The sequence below is a fragment of the Stetteria hydrogenophila genome (assembly GCF_054657575.1).
This window is the reverse complement of the sequence record NZ_BAAHYL010000001.1, coordinates 384,309-404,597: the sequence shown is the minus strand read 5'-3', so window position 1 is coordinate 404,597 and position 20,289 is coordinate 384,309. Positions and strand designations below refer to the sequence as shown.

The 20,289-nt window shown below is 61.8% G+C and carries 17 protein-coding genes and 1 CRISPR repeat array (1 of these 18 cut by a window edge); of the genes, 6 read left to right on the top strand and 11 right to left on the bottom strand.

The genetic code is table 11. The features are described from left to right. Positions 1-116: 116 nt before the first annotated feature. From ACYQ3J_RS02160 to ACYQ3J_RS02150, 3 genes are all read right to left on the bottom strand, one after another. Positions 117-1,151, bottom strand: a complete 1,035-nt coding sequence (locus ACYQ3J_RS02160) for a transcription initiation factor IIB family protein (RefSeq protein ID WP_460123853.1) — start codon at positions 1,149-1,151, stop codon at positions 117-119. Further along, a complete protein-coding gene (locus tag ACYQ3J_RS02155; protein ID WP_460123850.1) occupies positions 1,111-1,512 on the bottom strand; it encodes an H/ACA ribonucleoprotein complex subunit GAR1 in 402 nt (133 codons plus the stop codon). Before ACYQ3J_RS02155 ends, ACYQ3J_RS02160 begins: the two co-directional genes overlap by 41 nt. 169 nt (positions 1,513-1,681) lie before the next feature. Then, positions 1,682-1,996, bottom strand: a complete 315-nt coding sequence (locus ACYQ3J_RS02150) for a signal recognition particle protein Srp19 (protein WP_460123848.1) — start codon at positions 1,994-1,996, stop codon at positions 1,682-1,684. Between the two features lie 80 nt (positions 1,997-2,076). Between ACYQ3J_RS02150 and ACYQ3J_RS02145 the strand changes: the two genes are divergently transcribed. After that, positions 2,077-3,024, top strand: a complete 948-nt coding sequence (locus ACYQ3J_RS02145) for an NAD-dependent epimerase/dehydratase family protein (RefSeq protein WP_460123845.1) — start codon at positions 2,077-2,079, stop codon at positions 3,022-3,024. Here ACYQ3J_RS02145 and ACYQ3J_RS02140 read toward each other — a convergent pair. The 4 genes from ACYQ3J_RS02140 to ACYQ3J_RS02125 form a co-directional block, all read right to left on the bottom strand. After that, positions 3,007-3,699, bottom strand: coding sequence for a phosphoglycolate phosphatase (locus tag ACYQ3J_RS02140; protein WP_460123843.1), 693 nt, complete (start codon positions 3,697-3,699; stop codon positions 3,007-3,009). The two genes, ACYQ3J_RS02145 and ACYQ3J_RS02140, sit on opposite strands and share 18 nt — an antisense overlap. 58 nt (positions 3,700-3,757) lie before the next feature. After that, on the bottom strand, positions 3,758-4,678 hold the full coding sequence (speE, locus tag ACYQ3J_RS02135) for a polyamine aminopropyltransferase (RefSeq protein WP_460123841.1): 921 nt from the start codon (positions 4,676-4,678) through the stop codon (positions 3,758-3,760). 162 nt (positions 4,679-4,840) lie between these two features. Next, on the bottom strand, positions 4,841-5,545 hold the full coding sequence (locus ACYQ3J_RS02130; RefSeq protein WP_460123838.1) for a peroxiredoxin: 705 nt from the start codon (positions 5,543-5,545) through the stop codon (positions 4,841-4,843). 260 nt (positions 5,546-5,805) lie between these two features. After that, positions 5,806-8,508 (bottom strand): adenosylcobalamin-dependent ribonucleoside-diphosphate reductase, encoded by a 2,703-nt coding sequence (locus ACYQ3J_RS02125; protein ID WP_460123835.1) that lies wholly within the window; start codon positions 8,506-8,508, stop codon positions 5,806-5,808. 360 nt (positions 8,509-8,868) lie between these two features. On the opposite strand from ACYQ3J_RS02125, the gene ACYQ3J_RS02120 reads away from it, so the two are divergent. After that, a complete protein-coding gene (locus ACYQ3J_RS02120; protein ID WP_460123832.1) occupies positions 8,869-9,705 on the top strand; it encodes a hypothetical protein in 837 nt (278 codons plus the stop codon). On the opposite strand, the gene ACYQ3J_RS02115 is transcribed toward ACYQ3J_RS02120, so the two are convergent. After that, positions 9,695-10,537, bottom strand: a complete 843-nt coding sequence (locus ACYQ3J_RS02115; protein ID WP_460123829.1) for a hypothetical protein — start codon at positions 10,535-10,537, stop codon at positions 9,695-9,697. The two genes, ACYQ3J_RS02120 and ACYQ3J_RS02115, sit on opposite strands and share 11 nt — an antisense overlap. A 158-nt stretch (positions 10,538-10,695) precedes the next feature. Here ACYQ3J_RS02115 and thsA point away from each other — a divergent pair, with 158 nt between their 5' ends. The 3 genes from thsA (at position 10,696) to ACYQ3J_RS02100 (ending at position 14,053) form a co-directional block, all read left to right on the top strand. After that, a complete protein-coding gene (gene thsA / locus ACYQ3J_RS02110) occupies positions 10,696-12,354 on the top strand; it encodes a thermosome subunit alpha (protein ID WP_460123826.1) in 1,659 nt (552 codons plus the stop codon). 285 nt (positions 12,355-12,639) lie between these two features. Continuing rightward, on the top strand, positions 12,640-12,978 hold the full coding sequence (locus ACYQ3J_RS02105) for a DNA-directed RNA polymerase subunit K (protein ID WP_460123823.1): 339 nt from the start codon (positions 12,640-12,642) through the stop codon (positions 12,976-12,978). Between the two features lie 22 nt (positions 12,979-13,000). Beyond that, positions 13,001-14,053, top strand: coding sequence for a site-2 protease family protein (locus tag ACYQ3J_RS02100; RefSeq protein WP_460123820.1), 1,053 nt, complete (start codon positions 13,001-13,003; stop codon positions 14,051-14,053). Positions 14,054-14,063: 10 nt separating this feature from the next. On the opposite strand, the gene ACYQ3J_RS02095 is transcribed toward ACYQ3J_RS02100, so the two are convergent. Both ACYQ3J_RS02095 and ACYQ3J_RS02090 read right to left on the bottom strand, forming a co-directional pair. Beyond that, a complete protein-coding gene (locus ACYQ3J_RS02095; protein ID WP_460123817.1) occupies positions 14,064-14,357 on the bottom strand; it encodes an acylphosphatase in 294 nt (97 codons plus the stop codon). Next, complete coding sequence (locus tag ACYQ3J_RS02090) at positions 14,354-15,163, bottom strand: inositol monophosphatase family protein (protein ID WP_460123814.1); 810 nt, start codon at positions 15,161-15,163, stop codon at positions 14,354-14,356. The genes ACYQ3J_RS02095 and ACYQ3J_RS02090 overlap by 4 nt, the downstream gene beginning before the upstream one ends. A gap of 100 nt (positions 15,164-15,263) precedes the next feature. Between ACYQ3J_RS02090 and ACYQ3J_RS02085 the strand changes: the two genes are divergently transcribed. Continuing rightward, positions 15,264-15,767, top strand: coding sequence for a signal peptidase I (locus ACYQ3J_RS02085; RefSeq protein WP_460123811.1), 504 nt, complete (start codon positions 15,264-15,266; stop codon positions 15,765-15,767). Here the strand turns inward: ACYQ3J_RS02085 and ACYQ3J_RS02080 are convergent. Then, positions 15,748-17,820 carry a DNA topoisomerase I gene (locus ACYQ3J_RS02080; RefSeq protein ID WP_460123808.1) on the bottom strand — a complete coding sequence of 691 codons (2,073 nt, stop codon included), beginning with the start codon at positions 17,818-17,820 and terminating at the stop codon, positions 15,748-15,750. The genes ACYQ3J_RS02085 and ACYQ3J_RS02080 overlap by 20 nt on opposite strands. 629 nt (positions 17,821-18,449) lie before the next feature. Next, positions 18,450-20,289: a CRISPR direct-repeat array (repeat unit 24 nt; unit sequence GTATCTCCGCGATAGAATTGAAAG) (it continues 336 nt past the right edge of the window).

The window sequence follows — 20,289 nt, the reverse complement described above, 5'->3', positions numbered from 1 at the left end:
TATCCTCTGAAGCCTCCTTTGATAGAGTAGCCCGGGCGGCTTTTATAATTCTTATTAAAAAGCGTCGGCAAACCCAGGCCTCCCGCGGTGGCTGCCCAGCCAAGGGCCTCGGGTGGCTATAGTTCTATGAGGAGAACCGTGCCGTTGAGGAGGAACTTCTGCTGCTTCCTGAGGGCTGTGTCCCTTATACCCAGGGCTTTCGCCACGCTCTTCTGGCTCACCTCGAAGCCGTAGAGCCTTGCACCGATGTAGACCGCTGCGGCTGCGACGGCTTCAGGCTTGTGGCCGCACAGGCTCTTGTTGCCGGCTTTCAACAGGTCCACTAGCAGCATTGATATCCTCTCCTTAAGCTCGAGCGGGAGCCTCAGCTTCATCACTGCCCTGTGTATGAACATGTTCACCCTTGGCAGCAGGCTCGCGCAGCCTATGCCGGCCTCGAAGTCGCGGGGCCTCGCCGGCTCCGGCAGGCTCCTCAGGGCCTTCCTCTCGTTGAGTAGCCTGCGCGCCTTCCAGAGGAGTTTATCCTCCTCCCCTTCAAGCCCGAGAGCCTCCTTTACCTCCTCCTGCGAGACTGGTATCTGATGCAGCTCGAACGCCTTGATCAGCGCGACGGCTACGAGGGCCCGTAGCTCCTTGTCGCGGCTCGGGAACGGCTTCGCGTGGTGCAGGATGAAGCTAGCAGTCTCGAGGACGGGGTTATCCCCTTCGCTGACGCCGAGGATTGAGGCGGCCTCTTGGAGGATGCTGAAGGCCCTGACGCACCTCGCCTCCTCCCTATCGGCAAGCTTCGGAGCCTTCCCATCCCTTATGATTGCCCTGGCTACGTGGTTCCTATCGAAGCCCCGCGGGAGCCTCGTGCCGCCCCTCCTCGCCAGCGTTACTTCGGCCGTGCTCGCATCGTGGTACCTGTAGGTGTACCTTCCCGAGGCCCGTATCCTATTGGCGCTCCTCTCGCCGTCCCCGCCCGTCCGCCACTCCGGGCCAGCGTCTATCACCTGATCCTCTAGAACAATGCTTCTCCCGTCCTTCGTAATGCCTATCCTCCTACCCCGGTCCAGTATGATCTCCACAAACTCGTCCAGGCCAGGGGCCCCGGGTGTGGGGTTCTCACTACCTCCTCCGCTGCCCTTCGCGTCCACGGCCTCTGCCACGGCCCCTCCTCCGCCCACCCCCCCGCGGCCCCGGTTTCCCGGAGTGCCTCTTCACGGCCACTAGGGCGTAGAGCTCCGCCCCCTCACTTAGGTCCCTAACCTCGCCGCTGGGCTTGATTACCGCGAAGGGGCTAGCGACGGGGCCTATTATGTCGGCTAGCACCCCAACCTCCCTCCCGCTGCCGTCGACCACCTTCGCCCCTAGGCTTGGCAGCCTCTCCATGGGCTCCATCCGAGCCACAAGGTGCCCGGTGGGTACCCTGTGCATCAAGCGGCCCAGCGGGATCCTCCTGTACTCGACGGGCCTCCTAGGCTCCCTGCGCTGCCTCCTCCTGGCCCTGCCGCCTTGCAGTTCCAGCACACCTCCGGCTAGCCCGGCTTCAAGCCGCGGGGTGAGGGGGCATCTGGGTAATACTGCTTGCCCCACGTATTTAGTGGGTGCTCGGTCGGCCTCCCTATTACTACCCGGTATTACCGGCAGGCCCCGGCGTCGTGGCTTTCAATCAGCGCCCACATGCAAGCGGGATGGTTTACCTCGCTCTGCCGCCTTTCAAGCGTAGCTCCTTAATCTTCTCCGCTATGGCTATGAGCGTCCTTCTCTTCGAGCCGATCTTGTCCACAACCACTCTCGACGTGTAGAGCCACCAGGCGCGGGGGTAAGCCTTCTCCTCGACCTCGGGGTTCAAGCCAAGCATCCTGGCGGCCTCCACTATCTCCCGGATCTTGGGGTTGACCACGGCCTTTGATCTGGGGATCTTCCTACCCATCCCTCTCGACGCTTTCTCGTCTAGGTAAACTGGCCAGACGACTACACGCTTCTCCCTATACTCCCTGCTGCTCGCCATAACACGTCTCCAAGAGGCTTTTAGACGTAGCTAACCGGCCATTTAAACGGGGGCACGTCGGGGTCAAGGTGAACCCACACTTGAAAGTAGCCGTTGTCGGCGGTGTGGGCTATGTCGGCTCAAACGTTATACCCGAGTTGGCCGGTGAAGGCTTTGAAGTAGTGGTGCTGGCTAGGCGTTCATCCGTCGCTAGAAGGCCCGGGATAGCTAGGCTCCTCAGGGAATCAGGCGTGGAAATCGTTGCCGCTCCTAGGGTTGACTCCAACCTCTTGCTAGGCGTCGACGCAGATGTTTACGTTAACATGGCTGGCGCTATAGACAAGCCGTCCGGCGCTTTGTGGGAGGCCCACGTGGAGCTAACCAGGCGGATAGTGGAGGCCGCGGTTCACCGAGGGTCACGGGTGGTCTACACGAGCGCGGTCGCCGCCGTCGGTAGGCTGCCAGGGGTCCCGCGGGGTGGGAGGGTCGTCGACGGGGATCCCCGGGACACTCGCGGCGTCCCCGAAAGCGTTTACGAGGAGACCAAGGCTAAAGGCGAAGACGTAGTGGCGCTCGCGGATGGATTGAGGGGTAAGTGGTGCATCGCCCGGCCGGGCCTCGTGGTCGGCCGCAACCCTAGCCACGCCGAGTGGAGGCTCCTATCCACGGTGATGAAGCTCAGAGTAGCCCCGAGCCTCGGGTGGGAGGCACCGGTGACCCACGCGCTAGACCTAGCCAGGGTTTACGCCGCCTGCATAGAGGGGCGCCTCGACGGGCTCGCAGTCCACGCCGTCAGCTACCACGTGGATTTGGGGGAGCTGGCGTTGACGGCTTGCAGGCTCAGGGGGCTACGGTGCCACAAGGTGCCGGTTGGCCTCCTCCTAAGGATAGCAGGCCCCCTAGCCCCTGGGGCCTCGAGGGCTAGGATAGCTTACCTAATGTATAGGAGGGGTTACAAGTACGTCTCGCTCCACGCCGGCAGGGTGGGTGTGCCCGCGACCACGCCTAGGGACGCGGCTGAGGTGGTTGCCTCAGAGCTTCTCGGATAGAATGAGGCTGGCTACCTCCGCGAAGCCCTGGCCTCCGGGCTTTGAAGCCACTATCCTCGCCGCGCGCCTAGCGGCCTCGTCGGCGTCGGCCGGCGCCGCAGACCACCCCGTGAGCCTGAGCATTTCAACATCGTTCTCCCCATCGCCTATTGAGAGGATCTCGGAGAGGTCGACGCCTGTAACCTCCGAGATCCACCTGACCGCCGCTCCTTTGCCGCACTCCGCGGGGGCGATGTGGAATGCGTAGCCGCTGTAGAACACCTTGAAGCCCTCGTACTTCGACACGACCCTCTCGACGTCCCTGTAGGAAACGGAGCCGTCGCTCAGGAACGCGAGGTCATGGTACCTGCAGGGGTTCTGCCAGCTCTCCCTCAAGCCCAGCCTCTTCAACTCCTCCACTAGCTCCTTGGGGGGTCTCTTCCCGGCTAAATGGTGCACCTCACCGTTAGCTAAGCCCACGCACCCATTCTCGGCCACGACGGGACCGGTGGCTCCTATGTACCTAGCCAGCCCCCTCGCAACGGGCAGGCTGTTGCCCGTGACGAACGCAACCCTCACACCGCTAGACTCCAGCATCCTGATGGCTTTGATCGCCTCCACCTCTAGGAGGAAGCTGCCCCTCCTGACAGTCAGAGTCCCGTCGACGTCGCTCACCACGAGTTTAATCTTAGCCAAAGCACCGCCACCCCTAGGGGAGGGAGGCCGCCGGGGCTCCACCCTCCAAGTCCCGGGCTCAGACGGGTAGGTACACGGGGTTGTCGAGCGTTGCCACCCTCTTCTCCGACTCGAGCAGCCTCCTAGCGTAGGCTGGCAGGTTGAACATCCTCGCGTGGCTCTCTCCATCGTAGAACCTGTTCTCTCCCTCCACGAGGGCGGCTAGCCTCTCGTCGACCAGGCTCGGCGTGAGGCTCTTGGCGTCCTTCTCGTCGCTGGCTATGACGAAGCTCCACTCGTCATCGAAGCTCTTAATGAACACGCTGTAGCTTGCGGTGTACCTGAACACTGATGCAATGGTGTTCCTTATGATTGCGTGCACGCCCGCCAGGTAGGAGAGGCTCGTGGCCTGTGTCACGAACACCCCGCCCTCCGCGAGGAGAGCCTTGACGCTCTCGTAGAACTCCTTCGTGTATAGCTTGTAAGCCGGGCCGCCCTCCGTGGGGTCGGCGAGGTCTGCGATTATGACGTCAAACTTCTCCCTGCCGGCATTCCTCTTCACATACTCGAACCCGTCGTCTATGACGAGCTCGAGCCTCGGGTCCTCGAAGGCGCCCTGGTGCCACTCGGGCAGGTACTTCTTAGCTGCCTCTATAACCTCCCGGTCGATGTCAACCATCACAACCCTCTTAACAGTCTTGAACCTCAGCGCCTCCCTCGCAGTGGCCCCCTCGCCTCCGCCGAGTATTAGGACCCTCTCAGGCTTCCCGTGGAGCAGCATTGCCGGGTGGACTAGGGCCTCGTGGTACACGTACTCGTCGAGGATCGCAGACTGGATTTTACCGTCGAGGATCAACGCTTTACCCAGGTACTCCAGCTCGACGACCTCTATCTCCTGGTAGGGGGACTTTGCCTGGTAGATGATCCTCTTCAAGTGGAACAGGTGCCCGCTCCGCGGCAGCTCCCATTCAATGTACCAGAGCCACTTGGGCGCCTCCAACCCGGTCACCGCACGCTTAGCCAGCGCTAGGCTCGGATAAATGGGGTACCCTCCAGTCCTTGGGAAGCAGTGAGGATAAGCGTGGAAACGTAGAAAAAGGGGTAAAGAGTGGAATGCCGGCCTTGCCGGCTTAGTTTAGTCCTTTAGTCCCTCCTTAGGGGGTTACTGGGATCCGGCCGCCCTCTTCAGCCACTTCCTAGCAGTCTCCGCGTCCTCCTTGATCTCGGGCTTCTCCTCGTAGCAGAACCACCAGTCGTAGCACTTGAACTTCTTCACTCTCTCCTCAGCCTCCTGGATTGTTGAGGCCGGCGGGACTATGAGGGAGTCGCCTATTAGCTCGTTGTTAGGCCAGTTGGCCGGGATCGCCCTCCCGTACTTGTCGCTGATCTGGAGGACCTTCACTATCCTGAGGATCTCGTCGATGAGCCTGCCGATCTCCTGCGGGTAGTAGAGTATAGTCCTTATCACACCCTTGTCGTCAACGATGAAGACCGCCCTGATAGTGTGGGTGGCGCTCTCGGCGTGCAGCATTCCAAGCTTCTTGGCTACAGTGCCCTGCGGGTCAGCGATTATCGGGAATGGGATCTCAACCCCCAGCTTCTCCTTGATCCACTCAACCCACTTGATGTGGCTGTAAGTGCTGTCAACGCTGAGGCCTATTAGCTCCGTGTTGAGGGCCTTGAAGTCCTCATACCTCTTGGCGAAAGCCACGAACTCCGTGGTACAGACAGGCGTGAAGTCAGCCGGGTGGCTGAAGAGCACGAACCACTTGCCCTTGTAGTGGTCGGGCAGCTTTATGGGGCCGTGAGTGGTCATTACCTCCATTTCAGGGAACTTCTCCCCGATAAGGGGTATCTCTCCAGGCATCCATCCTCACCCGTTATTTCTCCGACTTCGTAGTCACTTCTACTAAGTGACGAGTCTGGATATTTAAATCTTTCCCCGCCGGTTAGTCGGCGCAGGATCCCATTACCGTGCACTGCATAACGTTTAAACGCGGCTTACAACAGGACGTCCTGCAGTGAGGGTTGGAGCACGGCTCCGGGCGCCCGTGGGGATCCGCGCATCCCGCGGCACGTGAAGAGAGGGGAGGGATTGGCGGGCTTCCCGAAGGCGTGGGGTCGAGGTTAGATGTCGCAGGTGGGGCATCCGCCTGCGTACTCTGCCGGGACTGCGAGTAGCTCCTTCACCTTCCCGCTTCCAAGCCTGACTCTTGAAACGCTCGGGGCCATCCTGCCCTTTCCGCCGCCCTGGGGGTTTGGGGATTCACTCGCCGCTTCCCCGCGGGCGGCGGGGGCGGCTGGGCTTGCCTGGCTGCCCTCCGGAGTGCTGCCCGGCTTAGCCTCTTCCTGCTGGGGCTTTATGACTAGGGCCGGCTTCTCCCCGGGGATCCCGGGCTCGGCCTCCTCCTTGCCCTCGGCCTTCTTGGACTTGATGCCGAAGTATATGACCTGCTGGCTCTTGCTCCTGTCCCTGTACACCGTGATCCCCTTCAGCCTGAGCCTCCAAGCTAGCCTGTAGACCCTCTCGACGGTGCTCGGGGGCTCGTCGTGCCTGAGGTTTATCGTCTTACTCACCGCTGCGTCGACCCACGCCTGCCAGGCCGCCTGGTGGGCTAGGTGCCACTCGGGGTCGATGTCGTGGGCGGTCCTGTAGAGGCGCCTGAGCCTCCTGGGGACCCACTTGAGGTGAGCGATGCTCCCGGTCTCCGCTATGGCCTCGATCACCTCGGGCTCGTCCATTTCGAGCTTGCGGAGCTCCTCGAGGAAGAGGGGCTCGACCTCTATGAACGTCCCGACTGCGACGCTCCTAACGTAGGCCAGGGCGAAGAGGGGCTCAATGCTGGCCGAGGCTCCCGCTATTATGCTGATACTCCCCGTGGGGGCTATGCTGAGGTAGGTGGCGTTCCTGAGCCCGTGCCTGAGGGCCTCCCTCTTCACCCGCTCCCAGTCCACGGGGGGCCTCGACTTGAGTATAGCGCTAACCCTCGGGGAGGGATCCCGTGGGAGCCCGAGGATCCGGAGGACCTCCTCGGGCCCTCCGAAGGGCACGGTCTCGTGGAGCCACCTGTACTTGGCTGGGTCCCAGGCGGGGAAGGGGCCCTTCTCGCGGGCTAGCCTTACGCCCTCATCGTAGGCGTTCCACGCTATCCACTCTGCAATGCTCCACGCGAGGTGGACGGCGTCGGGGCTATCGTAGGGGATCCCGAGCCTGATCAGCATCCTGGCCCAGCCCATCACGCCGAGGCCTATCTTCCTCGTGCGCCTGTTAGCCTCCGTTATCTGGGGGAGTGGGTGCCTGTTCGCGTCAATAACGTTGTCCAGGAGCCTCACCGCAATCCTCACGTCTCTAGCCAGACCCTCCCAGTAAACGGTGGGCCCCTCGGGGGTCTCCTTCACGTACTTCTCCAGGTTGATGCTGCCCAGGTTGCAGTTCTCCCAGTCTAGCAGCGGCTCCTCGCCGCATGGGTTGGTCGCGTGGATCTTCCCGAGGTACCAGGTCGGGTGCCTCCTGTTCACCTCGTCGAAGAAGATCAGACCCGGGTCCCCCGAGTCCCACGCACCCATCACTATCTTGTTGAATAGCTCGCGGGCGTCAACCCACCTAACTATGCCTCCCTCAGCCTCCGCTATCGCGAGGGCCTCGTCCCACGTGACTAGGAGGCTCTCCTCCAGCGGCACGCTTCCCCCGCGCTCCTCGAGCTCGTCTATTATGACCTCCTGCACCCAGTCCTCGCTCAGGTAGTGGCGGGCCTTGACTACTGCGTAGTTCCTGCTGTCCCTTTCCCCCGTCAGGTCGGTCTTCCTCGGGTTGATGAGCGGCCAGGGCCTGCCCTCCTCCACCGCTCTGAGGAACTCATCGTAGACCCCGACGCTTATGTTGAAGTTCTGCAGGTTCACATCCTTCAGCCTGCCGGTCTTAGAGAGTATGAACTTCTCAATGTCCGGGTGCCACACGTGCATTATCCCCATGTTTGCGCCTCTGCGCTTGCCACCCTGCTTCACCACGTCGGTGGCGGTGTCGAAGAGGCGCATGAAGCTCAGGGGCCCGCTGGAGGCGCCCCCGCTGCTCCCAACCACGTCGCCCTCGGGCCTCAGCTCGCTGAAGTCGAAGCCCGTCCCGCCCCCGGCCTGGTGGATGAGGGCCTGGGCCCTCAGGGCATCCATTATCCCCTCCCCTTCAGGCGTCGACATGGCGTCCCTAACCGGGACCACGAAGCAGGCGCTCAGGATCCCGAGCTTGGTCCCCGCATTCATGAGAGTGGGGCTGTTGGGCATGAACCTTCTCGTAATCATTATCCTGTAGAACTCCTCCTCCAGCTGCTTCACGCGCTCAGGGCTGGCGCCGTAGGCCTCCTCCACCTTGGCCAGGAACCTGGCAACCCTCCTAATCATCATTGAAGGAGTCTCGCGGAACCTGCCGGTCTCCGGGTCCCTCTGGAGGTACCTGGCCTCCATGACCTTCAAAGCATTGAACGTGAAGCCCAGGTCGTCCTCGCTGAACTCCCTCCACCCGCCCTTACCGTAGACGTCCTTGTATATCCGGGCCAGCTCGTAGCGCTTCACGGCCTCAAACCACTCCGGCTTGTAGACTCCCCTCTCAACCATAACCCTGGCCGCTATGTCAGCGACCTTCCAGGACGGCACTTCCTCCCCGCTCTCCTCGACCTCCCTCCTAACAGCGGCGAAGAGAGAGTCGATCTCATCCTCGCTCAGGCCTGCAGGCTCTGCAGCCTTCCTTATGCTACGGTAGAGCTTCGCAGGAAGAAACTCCTCGCGCCTGCCGTCCCTCTTCACTATCACGAGGCGCTTCCTGAACCCTGATTCCATCGCGACTAAACCCCCACTGGGTAGCCTACACAGTCAAGGGGCAGCGGAGCTAGCTAGGCTTAGCCTCCGGCAAGGCTCCGCCGCTCCCTCTCGTACCATATCCGTATGCATGTCTAGGATTCTTGCTGATAATACCATAAATTGGTAACTGCCACAAGTCTCTCTTTGTAAACATTTGGTTCACCTTTAAACCTCGGGGGAGCGCGTCGCTCTGGCGAGGAGATGGCGCGAGAGAGTGCAAGAGAAGCAGTCCCTCCCATCAGCCCCCGGAAGGCAGGCTGGGGGCTGCCTGCGTCTTTGCAGCTTCGGTTATAGTCGCTGGGCCGGGTATAGTTCCTACAAGGTCCAAGGGTGCCGGGAGTGGCTAGGGGTAGAAGGAGGCGGAGCGCGTCTAAATCTCAAGGCGTTAGCGCTGGCTCCGCTCCCTCTGCCGGCAAGGCGAGAAGCGCGTCTAGGAGGTCCAGCTCGCGGAGGGGCCTCACAGAGGAGGAGGTGGAAAGCCTCGCCCGCGCTGCGGCGCAGGAGCTAGCGGCCAGGCTCGGCTTGGAGAATGTAATCCAGCAGGATAAGCTCGTGGAGATTGTTAGGGACATAGTCGTCTCGATAGCCGAGTCGAGGGCGACCAAGCCCAGCTTAGAGTCCATCATTAAGAACATCATGGCGTCTGAGCAGGTGTTCCTGAAAGCCATAGCCTCGAGGCTCATCGAGGACGTGGACTCGCTAAGCCTGGAGCAGCTGGAGTTCATAGTGAACAACGCGCCGGAGATAGCTGGCCGAGCAGCGCCCCTCCTCTACCAGAGGGCTGCGGCGCTGGGCGCGCAGCACGTCATTGACTCGCTGAGACACTACTGGCTGATCTACGGGAACCCGACCCCGATAACGTGTCCCCGGTGCGGGTTCCGCGCTGTAACACCCAACCTGACCTGCATGGTCTGCGGCGCGGTCCTCGACGAGCAGGAAGTCAAGGAGGCGATAGGGTTCAAGTCGATGCTGAAGGAGTTCGCGGAGCACGCCGACCCCAAGCTAGTCGAGGAGGTCCTCAGGGCGGGCTTTGTCCTGGTTAACCACGAGGTTAACCCTCCAAGCATGAGGCACTCCCTCGACTTCTACGTCGAACTCTACCTCACGAGGGAGGAGAAGGAGCTGGTTAGGAGCATCATTAGAAGGAGGGTCGCAAGCGGGGAGCCTAGAGTCTAACTCTCTCAGCGGGCCTCAGCCTCTCGCACACCGGGCAAACGCTCGCCCCGCCCCCGGCGGTGAAGCCTCCGCAGTACCTGCAGACTCCGAAGCCGCCGGCTAGCTGGGCTAGCCTGGAGATGGTCTTGAGGGCGCTGTACTCTAGCTCAGGGCGCCTGTAGGCCACGCTGTAGAGGACCTTCTTCGAGGGTGAGGCGACCCGGCAGGGGCTCCAGGCCCTCACCTCCATGCGGGCTGCGTAGGCCGCCACCGCCTCCCCCTCAATCGTTCCGAAGGCGTGTATCACCCTCACGCCCCCGACGCTCCGGGAGAGGAGGGACTCCGAGGCGAGCCACGCCTCGCCCAGGATCAGGGAGTCGAGCATAGCGAGAACCCTGTCGGTCAGGGTTAACGGTAGCAGGACAGCGTTGCCCCCGAGGGACTCGGCCACCCTAGCGCTCCACGCGGAGTCGAAGCGGATGCACTCGCTGAGCGTCGCCTCCTCGGGGGGCGGGACGCTCACCCGCACGAGCCTGCTCAGGCCCTGCTCGCCCGGGAGGCTCGCCCCCTCAGGCTCGACCTCGACCTCTCTAGGAACGACCCCCACCACCTCGGAGCCGAACCTCCTCTCCACCCTGACCGCGACGTCTAGGAGGGCCAGCGAGAGGTGGGGGGAAGTGAAGGAGACGGGCACCACGACCCTGGACCTGGGCGGCAGCCCGCCGGCCTCGCTTATCGACCTCCTCAGCGCCCGCTCGAGAGTCCTCCGCAGGCAGGCCGCGCAGAGCCTCTGGCCGCTGTATGTCCTCAAGTAGAACGCCTCCCTCCTCCTGCAGACGCTGCAGAGAGCCACCGCGAGGCCACCTCTCCCCGAGCCGCCTCCAGAGCCCGCGAAGCGTTTTACTTCAGGTAAAGCTGAGGCCCCACAGGCCTGCGAAAGGTTTTTATAGAAGCGGAGCTACTTGAAACTCGCTGGAACCCGCACCGGAAGTGTAACAGGGGTGGCGTGGCATGGCTGCTGGCGCTGGGATACCTGTGCTAGTGCTTAAGGAGGGCACGCAGAGGACCTACGGGAGGGAGGCGCTTAGGAACAACATCCTAGCCGCTAAGGTCATGGCTGAGATGCTTAAAACCAGCCTAGGGCCCCGCGGCCTCGACAAGATGCTCGTCGACAGCTTCGGCGACATCACTGTGACCAACGACGGCGCCACGATAGTCAAGGAGATGGAGGTCCACCACCCGGCCGCTAAGCTCCTAGTCGAGGTGGCTAAGGCCCAGGACGCTGAAGTAGGCGACGGGACCACTAGCGTTGTCGTGCTCGCTGGCACGTTGCTCGAGAAGGCTGAGAAGCTCCTGGACGAGAACATTCACCCCACCAAGATCATTGACGGCTACACGAAGGCGCTCAACAAGGCCCTCGAGATCATAAACGAGGTCGCTGTGCCCGTCGATGTCGAGAGCGACGAGACTCTTAGGAAGATTGCCTCCACGACGATCGCCAGCAAGTACATAGGCCACGGGCCCGAGAAGGAGAAGATAGTCGACCTAGTAGTCCAGGCCGTTAAGATCGTGAGGGAGAAGAGGCCTGACGGCACCTACAACCTCGACCTTGACAACGTTAAGATTGAGAAGAAGAAGGGCGGCAGCCTGCTCGACACCATGCTCATCCGTGGCGTAGTCATCGACAAGGAGGTCGTCCACCCCGGCATGCCTAAGAGGGTGAAGAACGCCAGGATCGCCGTGCTAGACGCCCCGCTGGAGATCCAGAAGCCCGAGCTGACCACCAAGATCAGGGTCACCGATATCGACCAGCTCGAGAGCTTCCTCGAGGAGGAGACAAGGCTGCTGAAGGAGATGGTCGAGAAGATTGCTGCGACTGGGGCTAACGTTGTGATCACTCAGAAGGGTATCGACGAGGTTGCCCAGCACTACCTTGCCAAGAAGGGGATCCTGGCGGTTAGGAGGGTGAAGAGGAGCGACATCGAGAAGATCGCTAAGGCTACTGGGGCTAAGATTGTGACCAGCGTCAGGGACCTGAAGCCCGAGGACCTAGGCTACGCCGAGCTAGTCGAGGAGAGGAGGGTCGGAGAGGACAAGATGGTTTTCATCGAGGGCGCCAAGAACCCCAGGAGCGTCACGATACTACTAAGGGGTGCCAATGACATGCTACTGGATGAGGCTGAGAGGAGCATCATGGACGCCCTGCACGCCCTGAGGAACATACTCAGGATGCCTAAGATCGTGGGCGGCGGCGGTGCTATCGAGGTCGAGCTCGCCGAGAGGCTGAGGGAGTACGCTAGGACCGTGGGTGGGAAGGAGCAGCTAGCCATCGAGGCTTACGCCGAGGCACTCGAGGTCATACCCGCCGTGCTTGCCGAGAGCGCTGGGATGGACGCCCTCGACGCACTGCTACAGCTGAGGAGCCTGCACGCGAAGGGCCTCAAGCACGCCGGCGTAAACGTGCTGGAGGGCAAGATCGAGGAGGACATGACTAAGATCAACGTCTACGAGCCGGTGCTGGTGAAGAACCAGGTCATCAAGAGCGCCACCGAGGCTGCGATGTCGATACTCAAGATCGACGACATAATCGCCGCCGCGCCGCCGAAGAAGAAGGAGAAGAAGGGCAAGGAGGAAGAGGAGGAGGAGGAGAGCAGTAAGTTCGAGTTCTAGCACCCCGGGGGCCCGGCTTAAGGCGGGGAACCGCAACCCTGCCCTCCTTCTTTCCCAGGCAATTCCACGGGCTTCCAGTTAACCTCCTCCATCCAACAGGGGCCCCGATGGCTTCTCGCCTTCTCGGCAATGATTATTACGCCCCGAAGCCTCTCCACGCTACCAGGCCGATGAGGATGGGCTGGCGTCTCCTAGGCGTCGGCCTGTGAGGAGGAACCTGGATCCGAGGCTTCCCCTCTTAATCTTTTAAAGGCTCCTTGGGGGAGCCGGCGTTGGGGGGCTGGCTTGGCTGGGAACGGCTGGTATAGCGCTTACCCGAGGCTCTCTAGCGAGGTGAAGCTGGGGCCGCCCTTCCTAACGAAGTATGAGAGGGCGCGCTTGATCGGTATTAGGGCGTTGCAGCTATCCTTCGGCGCTCCCCCCCTAGTGGCTCCCGAGCTGGTTGGGAGCAGGGATCCCATTGCTATAGCGACGTATGAGGTTGACCATGCGCTCCTGCCCGTGACTATTATACGCTACAGGAGGAGCGGCGAGGGGTACCCGGATGAAGTGGTTGACGTTATCCCCTTGAAGAGGCTTCTAGAGGTAGAGAAGAGAGTTGTCGGCGGGAGGGTCTTCAGGTAGCTGGAGCGCCCCGTGCCTTAGCGTGTTGGGCGAGTACTTCGACATCGTCGAGTCTAGGGGTGTGAATGGAGGCCTTTCTGTAGTCGCTATCCCGCGGAGGCCGTTAACGCCGAGGGAGGCTGAGGGGTTAGCTAGAAGGCTGGCGTCCCGCGGCTGCTACGTTATAGCACGCCGCGAGGGAGCGGCTTACAATATGTACGTTAGGAGCCGTGTCGACTCGTCCTCCATGGCTGGCCTCGCCCTGCTGCTGGGTGCCTTAGTCGTGGCTTCACTCTACCTTTCAGGCCTGGCTCTGGCGTCGCCGGCCCGCGAGCTTGGCGTCGAGACCTCAAGCCTCGCCTGGAGCCCCTGGAGCTACGTCCTCGGCCTCCTGGCCCCCCTCTTGATCCACGAGATGGGGCACTACGTGGCTATGAAGCTCTACGGAGTGCCCAGCAGCGTGCCCATACCGCTCCCGGGGCCCCCGCTCCAGCTCGGCTTCCTCGGCACGTTCGGCTCGGTGATCCTGATGAGGTGGCCCCCTCCCACAAGGGACTCTCTCTCCGTGATCGGCATCGCCGGCCCTCTAGCCGGCTTCCTAGCGGCTATACCCGTGGCTATACTGGGGATCAGGGGCTCGCCGGTGCTCCCCTACCACGAGCTACCCCAGGGGTCGGCCCCGCTGAGCATAATCCCCCTCGTAATGATCCTGCTCTCCAAGGTGAAGAGCGTGCCCGAGGGGTACTTCGTCCTCCTCAGCCCCCTAGCCTTCGCATCCTACGTCGTGTTCTTCGTGACGTTCCTCAACCTGATACCCATAGGACAGCTAGACGGGGGGCACGTGGTAAGGGCGCTCCTAGGCGATAGGGGGCACAGGCTGGCGTCGAAGCTCTTCATAGCAGCACTCCTAGCCGCCTCGCTGGCTGCGCCCCCGCTCTTCCTCTTCGCCCTACTCGCGATACTCCTCTACACGCTCTCCGGGGGCGCGCACCCCGGCCCCACGCTCGTGGACGAGAAGTATGGGTGGAGGAGCGCCGCCGCCGGGCTGGTCTACGGGCTGCTCCTAGCCCTCACCCTCCCGGTGCCGCAGGGCTGAAGCCGGGGGGCTAGTATCTGATCGTGAAGTCGCTAAACTCGCCCCGGTACTCTTCGAACTTAACCTTGACCTCCCTGACGTCGGCCAGCTCGGGGCCGTGGAGGGCCCAGCAGATCACTCTCTCCACTGAAGCCCTTGGCCCCTCGAGCACGGCCTCGACCGTCTCTCCGTCTGGGAGGTTTCTGACCCAGCCGGTTACCCCGTTCTCCTTAGCCACCCTCCTCATGTTCGCCCTGAAGAATACGCCCTGGACTAGGCCCCTCACGAGTAGGTGGGCCCTCACAGGCTGGTCTAGCCTGCTCACTCCCCGCCACCCAGGATCCTGGCGACCTTGCAGGCTACTTCACGGTTTCCCGACGCGATAAGTGACTCGACGCGCTCGACGCTCTCCGTGCCTGCGTCGAGCGCCCCGCAGCCCGGCTTGAAGACGTCGCCGCCGCACTCCACCACGATGCCGTAGGCGGCGGCTATGTCGACGTTCCTAAGCTTGCCCCTTAGGTCGATGAAGACCAGGCCCCTGCCTAGGGCGGTGTAGGAGAGCTCCAGAGCGGCGCTTCCGAGGCTCCTTATCTTCGGCCGGCCGAGGGCTTCGAAAGCCTTTAGCACCGCTCCGACGAAGTCGCTGGACTCCATGTAGGTGTACATCACGTTGCTCGGGGCCCGGGGCGGCTCCACCCGCCTGCCGCCGAGGAAGCAGCCGAGCCCCCTAGCGAATGAAACGGGCTGGCCGTAGAAGACCGGGTAGACAACGCCCGCCAGCAGCCCCTCCCTGAGTCCGTGGCCCCTCCTCGCCAGGGCTATGGAGACCGAGGCCCACGGGATGCACGCGCTGTAGTTTGAGCTCCCGTCGAGCGGGTCAACTATCGCGACGTACTCGTCCCCGCCCAGCTCCACCCTGCCGGTTTCCTCGCTGACGACGAGCCCCCTAAAGCCCTCGGCCTTCAAGGCGTCGATGATGTAGGCCTCCGCCTCCAGATCGGCCCTGATGGTCTCCCCCCTGACGGTGGCGGAGTACTCCTCACTGCAAGCGTTATCCCTAAGCAGCCCGGCGGCTTCGCCTGCGACCCGGGTCAGCAGCCTCCTAAGCCTCTCCAGCTCCCCCGCCTCCAAGAGCCTCAGCCTGCCATAAACTAGCCGGGATTGAAGTATATAGTGCCTTGAGGCGGCGTCTAAGGCCCAGGCGGGCTAGAGCGCAGCCCGGTGGCTTGTAATGGCTGGCCGTGGAGGCGCCTCGCTCCTCGACGTGGTCTTGGCTATCGCCTTGCTGGCGCTGGCTTCCACGCCGCTGTGGGCCAAGGCAGTCTTCGGCGCTCCGACCGTATTCGCCGTGGTGCAGGGGCAGAGCATGGAGCCGATCCTCCACAGCGGCGACCTAGTCTTCATAATCCCTAAGAAGCCGGAGGACATACGCGTTGGCGACATAGTGGTTTACAGGACCTACGGAGCCTACGTCATCCACAGGGTGGTCTACGTCTACAAGGATGGGGGGAGCTACTGCTTCGTCACGTGGGGGGACAACAGGGAGACCAACAAGGTCCCGGACTTCGGCGACCCCGCTAGGTGCCGCCCGGTGGTCTTCACCGACCCCTACACGGGTGAGCGCGTGGAGGCGAGCGGCGTGCCCTACTCCAGCATCGTGGGCGTCGCGGTGGCGGTTAGGGGTTACGTGGTGAAGCTTCCCTACATAGGCTCGGTCACCCTGGTCTTGAGGTAACGAGCTTCATGAACCCCGGGTCCCTCACCGCCACCTTGGCGGCTTCAACTACCCAAGCGCCCGCATGGCCCCATCCCTCCGCGAGCCTCCTCACCACATCCTCGGGGGACACGCCGAGCCTGCGGGCCACCAGGGGCACCTTGGAGGCCATCCTCCTCACGGCCTCCGCGTGCCTAGTGCACAGCGTGTACCCTCCCACCTCGTGCTCGGCGTGCCTCCCGCAAACAACGCAGGCGACGGTGGGCCTCGCGTAGCCCAGCGTCAGGGCGAGCTCCTCCCCGACCTCGTCCAGCCTCTCCCTGAACGAGTTGATGAGCATGGTGATCACCCTCTTAGCGCTCTCAACCACCTCGGCCCTGCTCCTCCTCCCCGCCTGTATGTCTTCGAGCATCCTCTCGAACTCCCTGGTGAGGTCGGGCGTCGCGAGGTCCGGGAACAGGCTCTCAATGATGGAGGCCACCGCCTCGCCGAGGCCCGTGACCGCCACCCTGCCGCCCCTCGACTCGAGGTAGCCCCTCTTGAAGAGCGTCTCGATGATCCTAGCCCTAGTCCCCTCCGTCCCGATGTTGACTCGCTCCATCCACCTCAGCAGCTCCATCCTCGACAGCCCCTGGGAGGGCTTGGTGTAGTAGGTCTTGAACCCGGCGTTGACCACCCTCAGCAGGCTCCCGGGGGGCGGGGCGGGGACCCGCTCCTCGCCCGGCCTCGCGTAGGGGTAGTAGTGGAGCCACCCCTCCACCACCACCTTAACCCCTGAAGCCTTGAACAGGCGCCCCTCGGAGTCCGCGGCGGCCACGGTGTTCCTTGCGACCACCGCATCCCCGGCGAAGGCGGCGAGGAACCTCCTGACGACGAGGTCGTAGATCCTGGCGTGGTCCCTGTCGAGCGGCTGGGAGGGGACCTGGCCCGTGGGGTGTATAGCGGGGTGGGCTGGGTCCTCCTTCAACCCCTGGACGGGGCGCAGCACGCCCCCCGTCTCCCTTAGGAGCCTCGCCGCCAGCGCCCCGTGGAGCGGTGAGGCTGTGAGCGAAGCGATTATCGACTTGTAGTCGATGGTCGGCGGGAGCTTCTGGCTGTTAGTCCTCGGGTAGCTGATCAAGGCGTCGAGGTAGAGGTCCTCCGCCAGCTGCTGCGTCTTGGCGGGGGAGTACCTGTAGAGTCTCGCAGCCTCCGACTGCAGGTCGCCGAGGTTGAACGCCGGCGGCGGCCTCACCCTAGCCCTCCTCGAGGACGACTCGACAACCCTCAGGGCCCCGGCGTTCTTAACGCTCCTAACCACCTCCGCGGCCTCGGAGCGCGTGGAGGGCTGGGGCTCCGCTAGCGTTAGCCTGAACCTCTCCCCCCTCCACTCAACCTCGACCCACACGGTGAACCTAGGCTCCGGGACGTGGAGGTTCAGCTCCCTCCACCGCCTCACGGCCTCGACGAGGGTGGGGCTCTGCACCCTGCCCGCGGAGAGGATCACCCTCCTCCCCGAGACGCGGCGGACGGCGTCCATCAGCGCCCTGGAGACGTTGACGCCCCAGAGCCAGTCGAGTTCGTTCCTAGCCATCCCGGCCTCAACCATCTCCATGTCGAGGGGCTCGAGGCGGTGGAACGCCCTCCTCAACTCCACCGGCGAGAGGCTCGAGAACTTCATCCTCCTAGCGCGCCTGACGTCGCCCAGGTGGAGTATGATCATGTACCCGATCACCGACCCCTCCACGTCGTAGTCGCACGCGTTAACGTAGAGCATCGAACCCGGCAGGACCCGCTTGAGCGCCTGGTAGAACTTGTAGAGGTGCCTCGACCCAGACTCGAACTCCCACAGCGGCCGCCACTCCAGGTCGAAGACAGGGTAGCCCCGGCGGCGGGAGTGGGGGCCGTACATGTGCCCAGCGCTCGGCGCAACCACCACCCAGGAGCCGTTATGCCTCAAAACCCACACAGGGATCCCGTTAACGCTGCACTTAACAGGCCTACCCTGAGCCAGCGCCAACGCTATCTTCTCCGCAGCCTTAGGCTTCTCCGCAACCACAGCTATCCTCTTCTCCGGAACCCAGCACCTCTCCACCCGCCGCCTCCCATAACGCACCGGCAAAGCCACCAGCCACGCTGAGAAGAGCCAAGGGAGCCACGGGGCCCCCAGGGGCGAGTCGGCAGCGCCAGCCTCTCGCCCATCCCCCGCCCCAGCCACGGGGCGGTGCGGCGCCGAGATCGGTCCCCACACCCCCCAGGGATCCCCGCGGCCCCCACCGAGCTACTCACAACACGCCCAAAAGAACAGGCTTAACCCCTCCAACACCCGCCCCATTCAATTCTACCACTCGCAAGCACTCACAACGAGGCCCCGCCAACCCAAAACCCTAACCGCAACCAAGAGCAATACAAACCCTTCACATATATTCCCGGGTAAACCCGAGACGTTTAAAAGTCTTTCGGTGCCCCCGGCCTCCATCAAACGTTAAACGGTAGGAGAACGGTGGGCTGGAGGTATTTAAGCGCTCCCGGCTCCAGCCGGGAGTACATACTTTTCAAGGTAGTAAATTATTTAACTGTTGGTAGCAGTGAATGTTCGTGAGTGGCTGGTGGGAGCGGGCCCCCAGTGGGGGGGCTTGAAGTATCTCTATAGAGCTGGCTGAAGGAGCAAATAGGTATCTAATGGATAGAGTTGATGCAGGCCTTGAATGGCGGCCTTGAACAGTATCTCCGCGATAGAATTGAAAGCCTCCCTGTAGGCCCGCTCGAGGAGCTCCTCGGCCAGCTCCAGTATCTCCGCGATAGAATTGAAAGCAAGGTGCTTGACATAAGCGACGTGGACAGCATGATAACCGGTATCTCCGCGATAGAATTGAAAGCAACACCACCGCCAGCGCCCTGCAGGCGGTGGATACGAGTAGTATCTCCGCGATAGAATTGAAAGCCTCTTCCTCCTCCTCGGGCGCCGGGAAGAGTATGACGTAGCAGGTATCTCCGCGATAGAATTGAAAGCGCAATCTCCTCGGGCGGCTTGACGGGCTGGGGCTTCGGTATCTCCGCGATAGAATTGAAAGATTTCAATGAACCCGGCCTTCTTGTACAATGCATTACTGTGGTCTTGTATCTCCGCGATAGAATTGAAAGACTCCCCAGCCTCGGCCTCGGCCTCCCGCTCCTTTTCCTGGGCAAGTATCTCCGCGATAGAATTGAAAGCGACGCCAGATATGTTGAAAGCGACACGATACACTACTCTGACACTAGTATCTCCGCGATAGAATTGAAAGCAAAATTGCGGGGCAGGCGCAAAACTTGCCTACCCCCGTATCTCCGCGATAGAATTGAAAGGAGGACAGAGATAGCCTTTTAACAATGATAGAGCTGATAGAGGTATCTCCGCGATAGAATTGAAAGACTTGTACGCTAGACTCATGGCTAAGGCGCCCTCAGCTGCCCGGGCCACGCTTGGGTATCTCCGCGATAGAATTGAAAGGCCTTTTTGCCCGCGCTTAGCCATGCGTGAGGGGGGTATGCGTATCTCCGCGATAGAATTGAAAGCGCAGGGGGCCGGGCCCATGCGGTCTAGCCTCTCCCCCCTGTAGTATCTCCGCGATAGAATTGAAAGAAGCCGGCGGTGGTGAGGGCCTTCACGTGCATCTTCCTGGCCTGTATCTCCGCGATAGAATTGAAAGTCGTCGGCGGTTTTCGGCAGCCTCTTCCTCAGCTTGAAGACTAGCGCCAGTATCTCCGCGATAGAATTGAAAGTAGACCAGCTGGACTACGTCCCGCTAATAGATTTCGCGGAGTTGTATCTCCGCGATAGAATTGAAAGAATCCCCAAAGCAACGCTCGACATTACACGGTTTGCGGTGAAGGTATCTCCGCGATAGAATTGAAAGTTATCCATCGCCTCTCGAGCCTCTCGAGGGGCCAGGGGTATCTCCGCGATAGAATTGAAAGCCTTTATCCTTACTGTAACACCAACTGTGCTCGGGTTGTTCACGGTATCTCCGCGATAGAATTGAAAGTGTCATCTGGGTTTCTGCCACCGTCGTATGGTCCAGGCTGGGTATCTCCGCGATAGAATTGAAAGATTATCTAGCCTGAGGCTGAGAGTATGGCCGGCAGGTTCTACAGGTATCTCCGCGATAGAATTGAAAGACGCGGCTCTCCGCGCTCCTGACGGGGCCCTGCACGTAGAACGGTATCTCCGCGATAGAATTGAAAGCAGAGCAGGTTGCCAGTGTCTGTTAGATCAAACGTCTTGAACCAACGTATCTCCGCGATAGAATTGAAAGGCGTAGCCGTAGCCGTCGCGGTTGCTGTGGTGGTTGGCGCGTATCTCCGCGATAGAATTGAAAGGCTGCTAGTGCTGTGGTGCAAAAACCAGAGCAGGAGGTGTATCTCCGCGATAGAATTGAAAGCGTCTCCCTCAGCGCGGTGGGCATGAGCGAGCGCTTCATAGGTATCTCCGCGATAGAATTGAAAGTGAGCATGGCGCATAACGGCCTCCCGCTCCCCACGGGCTTCCGGTATCTCCGCGATAGAATTGAAAGCCTCCTGATGG

Coding starts and splice junctions, on each gene's coding strand:
- ACYQ3J_RS02085 (WP_460123811.1), top strand. CDS start 15,264: ATGGCTGGCCGTGGAGGCGCCTCGCTCCTCGACGTGGTCTTGGCTATC.
- ACYQ3J_RS02150 (WP_460123848.1), bottom strand. CDS start 1,996: ATGGCGAGCAGCAGGGAGTATAGGGAGAAGCGTGTAGTCGTCTGGCCA.
- ACYQ3J_RS02130 (WP_460123838.1), bottom strand. CDS start 5,545: ATGCCTGGAGAGATACCCCTTATCGGGGAGAAGTTCCCTGAAATGGAG.
- thsA (WP_460123826.1), top strand. CDS start 10,696: ATGGCTGCTGGCGCTGGGATACCTGTGCTAGTGCTTAAGGAGGGCACG.
- ACYQ3J_RS02125 (WP_460123835.1), bottom strand. CDS start 8,508: ATGGAATCAGGGTTCAGGAAGCGCCTCGTGATAGTGAAGAGGGACGGC.